General features: G+C 58.0%; 6 protein-coding genes and 1 pseudogene. All 7 read left to right on the plus strand.

What is annotated here, in order from left to right; genetic code table 11:
* The coding region (locus AC1DK3_RS21145; RefSeq protein ID WP_477194221.1) for a formate--tetrahydrofolate ligase at nucleotides 1–699 on the plus strand (699 nt) is incomplete at its 5' end.
* A gap of 149 nt (nucleotides 700–848) precedes the next feature.
* Nucleotides 849–1,760 (plus strand): bifunctional methylenetetrahydrofolate dehydrogenase/methenyltetrahydrofolate cyclohydrolase FolD, encoded by a 912-nt coding sequence (folD, locus tag AC1DK3_RS21150; RefSeq protein ID WP_477194222.1) that lies wholly within the window; start codon nucleotides 849–851, stop codon nucleotides 1,758–1,760.
* Between the two features lie 201 nt (nucleotides 1,761–1,961).
* Nucleotides 1,962–2,930 carry a LysR family transcriptional regulator gene (locus AC1DK3_RS21155; protein ID WP_477194223.1) on the plus strand — a complete coding sequence of 323 codons (969 nt, stop codon included), beginning with the start codon at nucleotides 1,962–1,964 and terminating at the stop codon, nucleotides 2,928–2,930.
* 228 nt (nucleotides 2,931–3,158) lie between these two features.
* The gene (locus tag AC1DK3_RS21160) at nucleotides 3,159–4,043 is read left to right on the plus strand and encodes an ABC transporter permease (protein ID WP_477194224.1); all 885 of its coding nucleotides are present in this window, start codon (nucleotides 3,159–3,161) and stop codon (nucleotides 4,041–4,043) included.
* Between the two features lies 1 nt (nucleotide 4,044).
* Nucleotides 4,045–4,851, plus strand: a complete 807-nt coding sequence (locus AC1DK3_RS21165; RefSeq protein WP_477194225.1) for an ABC transporter ATP-binding protein — start codon at nucleotides 4,045–4,047, stop codon at nucleotides 4,849–4,851.
* Between the two features lie 60 nt (nucleotides 4,852–4,911).
* Nucleotides 4,912–6,060: an ABC transporter substrate-binding protein gene (locus tag AC1DK3_RS21170; protein ID WP_477194226.1), complete on the plus strand. Its 1,149-nt coding sequence runs from the start codon at nucleotides 4,912–4,914 to the stop codon at nucleotides 6,058–6,060.
* A gap of 63 nt (nucleotides 6,061–6,123) precedes the next feature.
* Nucleotides 6,124–6,490, plus strand: a pseudogene (locus AC1DK3_RS21175) (agmatinase); the annotation flags it as partial.

Below are 6,490 nucleotides of genomic sequence, written 5' to 3' on the forward strand. Positions count from 1 at the left end.
GTCGTCATCGTCGCCACGGTGCGGGCGCTGAAGATGCACGGCGGCGTCGCCAAGGACGATCTCAAAACCGAGAACGCGGCAGCGGTCGCCAAGGGCTGCGAAAACCTCAAGCGCCACATCGAGAACGTGAACAAGTTCGGCGTGCCGGCCGTCGTCGCGGTCAACAAGTTCATCACCGACACCGACGCCGAAATCGCCGAGGTTCAGAAGGCCGCCGAAAGCATGGGCACGAAGGCGTTCCTGTGCACGCACTGGGCCGATGGCGGCAAGGGCACCGAGCAGCTCGCGCATCACGTCGTCAAGGTGATCGACGAGGGCAAGGCGAACTTCAAGCCGCTCTATCCCGACGACATGAAGCTCCGCGACAAGGTGAAGACGATCGCGACGGAAATCTATCGCGCCGCCGACATCTCCTGCGATGCGAGCGTCGAAAATCAGTTCAAGGATCTGGAAGCCGCGGGCTTTGGGCACTTCCCGGTGTGCATGGCGAAGACGCAGTACTCGTTCTCGACCGATGCCTCGAAGCGCGGCGCGCCGACGGGCCACATCGTGCCGATCCGCGAACTCCGGCTGTCCGCTGGCGCCGAGTTCATCGTCGTCGTCACGGGTGAGATCATGACGATGCCGGGCCTGCCGAAGGTTCCATCGGCGGACTCAATCCGGCTCGACGATAAGGGGCAGATCCAGGGACTGTTCTGACAACAGGCGTCGGCGGCTTTCCCAGTTGGGAGTCGCCGGCGCCGACCAAAAATGATGCGCCGGACGCGCTCGAAATGCCTCGATCAAACTTCTACCAACGCGCTCCGGGGGTCTTCTGAGAGCGCAGCAACACTTCAGCGAGCAACACAATGACAGCCAAAATTATCGACGGTAAGGCCGTGGGAGCTGGTGTTCGTCAAGAGTGCCGGCAACGGGTTGACGTTCTCAAAAAGAAATTTGGTGTGTCACCGGGCCTTGCGGTCATCATGGTCGGAGAAGACCCGGCATCGGCCGTATATGTGCGAAAGAAAATACAGGCCTGCGCTGACGTCGGCATCGATTCTCGGAAGTTTCTGTTTCCAGCCGACGTAGAACAGTCAGCCGTCATCGACAAAATCACAGAGCTCAGCGCGAACCCCTCGATTCATGGAATCCTGGTGCAGCTGCCGCTGCCGAAACATTTTGACGTCAAGGCGGTGCTCGGCGCCATAGATCAGGAGAAGGACGTCGACGGCTTTCATCTCTACAACGTTGGCGGACTGGTGATCGGCGACACGGTGTTCCCGCCATGTACTCCATACGGAGTTATGCTCCTTCTCGATCACGCCGGCGTCGAGATCGCCGGCCGGAACGCGGTTGTCGTCGGCGCGAGCAACATTGTCGGCAAGCCGATGGCACTGATGTTGATGCAGCGCGAAGCGACGGTTTCGGTTTGTCACGCGAAGACGCGTGATCTCGCACAATTCACCATTCTTGCCGACATTCTGATCGTGGCGGCGGGATATCCCAATCTGATCTCGGCGCCGATGGTCAAGTCGGGCGCGGTCGTCATCGATGTCGGCATCAATCGCCTGGCGAACGGTCAACTGGTGGGGGATTGCGATTTTGAAGGTGTGAGCCGGCGCGCGTCGATGATCACGCCCGTTCCCGGCGGCGTCGGCCCCATGACGGTGACGATGCTGCTCGTCAACACGATCAACTCGGCCGAGCGCTCGCTGATTGCCGCCGGTCATCAGCCAATGCTTGGCGGTTCCACTTGTGCTGCTACACCGGGCATTTGAGCTAAGCGCGCCAAAGACGGCCGCGCTAATAGCCTGAGCGGGCGCATGCAATCACTCGCCTCCGGTGAGTGCCACACGTGTCTGCACGAACATTCGTCTTCAGCCTAAGCTTGCAACTCGCCGTCGAAGTCACTTAGTGTTCTCGTGGGGAAGGTTATCTTTCCGCGCGCGATCTTTTGGGTGTTCTTACTGCGGTGCAATATGTCTTCGAACAACGCTCGGCAGGATGATTTTTTCCGGAATCTCGATTGGAACCTATTCAAGATCTTCTGCATCATTGCTGAAACCGGCGGCGTCACAGCGGCGGCGGAGCTTTTGCGTCGCAAGCAACCCTCCATAAGTCTCGCACTGCAGCGTCTCGAAGGTCATCTCAATGTGCGTCTCTGCGAACGCGGCCCGAGCGGTTTCGAGCTGACCGATGAGGGCCGGGCGCTCGCCAACACATGCATGAAGCTGAAGTCGCTGATTCGCGGCATTCCGGATGCGATGGCCGACACGCTCAACACTGTCAGCGGTCCAGTGCGCATCAAAATGATCAGCAATGTCGTCAGCGAAATTCTCGACGACGTCATCATGTCGTTTCACAGGAAGTGTCCGAATGTCGAACTGATCGTCGATGTGGCCAGCTGGTCGGATGTCATCAATGCGCTGCTTCGGAAGGAGATCGACATTGGTGTCGCGCCATCGCGCAGCAAACGGGCCGACCTTATCTATCATCCGTTGTTTCGCGAGACGCATCGTCCCTATTGCGGGCGTGGCCATCGCCTCTATGGTCAGAAAATTCTCGATCCTAAAGCACTGGCACAAGAATCTTTCATCCTGACAGGCGCCGATGAACCCGATCAGCTCTCAGATTTCCGGCTCAAATACGGAATTGGGCAAAAGGTTTCTGGAATTTCTCAGCATCTCGAAGAGGCGCGCCGATTAGCGATCTTGGGAGTTGGGCTTTGCTTCCTCCCCGATGGTTATGCAGCACCCGATGTTTCCTCGGGCCGACTGTGGCCGCTGCTTGGCAAGCGCAACGCGCCGGCCATGGAGATATTTATCATCTCGAATCCAGACCGGCCTTGGCACGTCGCGCACATCTTGTTCATCGAAGAGTTGAAAGCGATAATCTGCGAAGCAAAGCGGGTTCGCTCACTCGTCGGCGCTGACGACGCGATTGACTAACTAAATTCCATGCCGATTTACGCCGAATTTGAATAGGCACGCGGATTGAGTGCGCGGCCAATGCGAGATGGCGTTCGCGCCGCAGCATAGGTTCCGTCAATGCTTTCCATTTGAATTTTGGACGTTTTATAAAGCACCCCTGCGCCGCTACCTTCCTTGCGACAACTTAGATCGAGCAAAACGTAGATTTTGCAGACTTTGTCGGGAGGTAGAGCCTTGGAAGGTGCGATGTCGAAATCGCGCGACGCTTCGTCTTTCTCGCAACAAAATTTGCCGAGTGAGAACACCGAAGCCGCGCCAATTTATATTCCGCCGAAAGAAAGATTCCTCGAGTTTCGAAGGCAGCCGAGTACGCAACGGGCTGCGGTGTTGGCGTGCATCGGAGCGTTGTTGTTCCTTGGGGTGTGGGAGCTCGGGCACTATCTGACGCCGGCATCGGCCCGCAAGTTCTTTCCGTCCATCGGCGAGGTGGGATCCGCCCTTTACGTCTTGTTCGCCGAGCGCAACTTCCTGCATGACGTCTCGGTGAGCTGTTGGCGGATTTTCGTCAGCTTCATGGCAGCTTCCGCGATTGCTGTGCCGATCGGCATCCTGATGGGAAGCTTCGGCAACGTTCGCGCTCTCTTGAATCCGACCCTGACGGCTTGGCGGTATCTGCCAGCCGCTTCGTTCATTCCGCTTCTCCTCGTTTGGTTTGGTCCGACCGATCAAGCGAAGATTGCGCTGCTCTTCATCGGCGTCATCTTCTTCCTGATCTCGCTGGTGCTGGACAACACGACCGCCATCCAGAAGGAGTTTGTGGAAGCTGGACTGACCATGGGCGCATCACGCCGCACCATTCTCACAGGCATCGTGGTGCCGGCAGCTCTTCCAGCGATATTCGATTCCATGCGCAACATGGTTGCGGTGAGCTGGACGTATCTCGTCATTGCCGAAATCGTCGGAGCACAGGATGGCATCGGCGCTGTGATGATGCGTGCCGGACGTTTTCTCAACGTCGACGTGATCATGGCGGGCATCGTCACTATCGGTGCACTAGGTCTTCTCACAGATCTCATTTTCCGGGGCATTTGCCGCGCGCTGTTCCCGTGGAACGTCGAGCGGAGGTCGTAACATGAACATCGTCGCAAAGGATTTTACGCCGGTGACAACCGTTCCCCCCCTCAAGGCGTCCCGTATCAGCAAGGAGTATCTGGGCGGGTCGTTCAAGGCGCTCGACGACGTGTCGTTCGAACTGCAGGAGAACCAAATCACAGCGTTCGTCGGGCCGTCGGGATGCGGAAAGACGACGATGCTGCGGATCATCGCAGGTCTGGAATATCCCACACGCGGACGGCTGGAAGTTTTCGGCAAGAACGTGCAGGGGCCTGGTCCCGATCGCGGCATGATCTTCCAGGCCTACACGTCGTTCCCTTGGCTCACCGCCATGCAGAACGTCGAATACGGCATGAAAATTCTCAAGGTTCCGGCCGCAGAACGCCGCGAACGCACGATGAATTTTCTCAAGCTCGTGCATCTCGAGAAGTTTGCCGACTCCTATCCGCGCAGTTTGTCCGGAGGCATGAAGCAACGCGTCGCCCTCGCTCGAACGCTGGCGCAGAACCCGGCGATCATCCTGATGGACGAGCCTTTCGGCGCGCTGGACGCACAGGTGCGTTGGGAGATGCAGGAACTCATGATCGAGTTGATCGAGCGTGAGAAGAAGACGGTGGTCGCAATCACGCATGACATCGAGGAGGCCATCTATCTGGCTGATCGCATCATTTTCTTCAGCCGTCAGCCAGGCCGTATCAAAGCCGATATCCCGCTCACTTTCAAAGGCGGACGGCGCATCAAGCAGAAAGAAGAGCTGCTGGAACTGCCGGGGTATGCGGAGCTCGAGCGTCAGCTGTTTGCGATGATGCGCGAGGAAATCAAATAGCCAATCAGTTTTGACGACGTGAATCCAAAGGATCGAAGATCGTTCAGGAGACGGCATAAAATGAAAAACAAGTCGTTTACGAACACACTTCTCGCTCTCGGTTTGCTGGCAGCTACGGCGCCAGTGGCCGCGCCTCGGGCGAGCGCAGCAGAGAAAGTCAGCGTGGCGATCATATCGTTCTCGCCTTATGCGCCATGGTACATCGTCAAGGCGAAAGGCCTCGCCAAGGATATCGATCTCGACGTCAAAATCATCGAGGGCATCACTGAAAAGAATGCCGCGATCACGTCGGGACAGGTCCAATGCATGAACAACACCATGGACAGCATGGTATTGGCGCGCGCGGGTGACTTGCCGGTCAAGGTCGTCGCGTTCTCGGATATGTCCTACGGCCTCGACAAGATGGTGGTCACGAAGGACATCAATTCGGTCGAAGATTTCAAGGGCAAGAAGTTCGGGGCCGACTACGGCTTCCTCAACCATATGTGGATGCTGCTCACGCTCAAGCGGGCCGGGATCGACATGAAGGAGCTGCACCACGCGGTCATGCTTCCGCAGGAAAGCGCTGCTGCTTTCGCCAGCGGCGGCACAGACATCGACGTCAATTACGATCCGTTTGCCGCCCAGTCCTTGAAGCGGGAGGGAGCCAAGATATTCAAATCGAGCCTTACGGACCGCACTTGGGAACGCGGGCTCATATCTGATGCCATCGCCTGCAACGAAGCATGGCTCGCCGAGAAGCCGGCGGTCGCCAAGGAGCTGCTTCGCGCGTGGTTTGAGGCGGTCGACTGGTGGAAGGAGAATCCGGAGGAAGGTGATGCGATCGTCGCCGCCGGTCTTTCGTGGCCCATTGCCGACGTGAAGCTCAATCAGTACGGCGCGATCATGCTCAACATCAACCAGAACATGGGTGCGCTTGGCCTGCAGGGCGGCAAACCTCTGTGCGAAAGCCTGCCTGAGGAAGCTCCTCGCGCGGCAGCCGAGACCAAGGGCTGGGGATCGCTGTTTGGCGGCGAAGATTGCGTCGCGGGCTATGCAGAGCAGACCTGGGATCTATTCAGCGACACGTATCTCGCCGCTGGCGTCTCCCAGAAGAAGGTGAAATCGAGCGAGGCGTTCGATACATCGATCCTTTCCGCGCTCGCGGCGGACGGCTTTGCGGCCAAGTACCCGTCGAACAAATGGATCGGCCGGCTCGGTCCGCAGTAGTGACCGCAGGACTCATCAACTCCGCGATTGTCTGCATATCTAAACAGTAAAGGTCATTCCGAAATGGCGCGCAGTCCTAAAGATCACGATCACGACCATCCCCATACGCATCGTCACGGTTCGCACGGCGTCCGGCGCGAAGACACGCACGGCGCGAAGAGCATGGAGACGTTGTCTCGCATCTCCCAGACGAAGCAGGACGAAGAAGTGACTCGATCGCTTCAGTACGGGCTCGAGGCGGCCTCATCCGTCATCGATCGCAACATCTCGTTGTTCAGCCGGGGTCATCAGCCGGCGTTTGCCGGCATCAATACCTTCATGAAGGCGCCGTACTGCGAAGACATTCGGAAGATCGGCGACTACCAGGCGGCCTTTGTCGGCGCGCCATTCGACTCGGCAACGACCTACCGCCCCGGCACACGCTTTGGGC

The organism is Hyphomicrobium sp. 01T421 (genome assembly GCF_056398805.1).